Genomic DNA, 269 nt, shown 5'->3' on the forward strand with positions numbered 1-269 from the left:
GGCCAGGGCGTAGGCCACCACCAGCGGCGGCGAGGCCAGCCAGTTGGTCTTCACCAACGGGTGCACGCGGCCTTCGAAGTTGCGGTTGCCGGAGAGTACCGAGGCGACGGTCAGGTCGGCCTGCTGGATGGCTTTCTCGATCGGCTCCAGCAGCGGGCCGGAGGTGCCGATGCAGGTGGTGCAGCCGTAGCCGACCAGATCGAAGCCGAGTTCGTCGAGGTAGCGGGTCAGGCCGGCGGCCTTGAAGTAGTCGGTGACCACCTTGGAGC

General features: G+C 67.7%; 1 protein-coding gene. It reads right to left on the reverse strand.

From position 1 onward, the window contains the following. Nucleotides 1-269, reverse strand: a 269-nt coding sequence (locus tag ACLJNW_RS25440) for an aconitase family protein (protein WP_410961397.1), incomplete at both ends; no start/stop codon positions are given.

Origin of the sequence: Salmonella sp. SAL4457, from assembly GCF_046548235.1 — a bacterium.
In the GTDB taxonomy this organism is placed as follows: domain Bacteria; phylum Pseudomonadota; class Gammaproteobacteria; order Enterobacterales; family Enterobacteriaceae; genus Salmonella; species Salmonella enterica.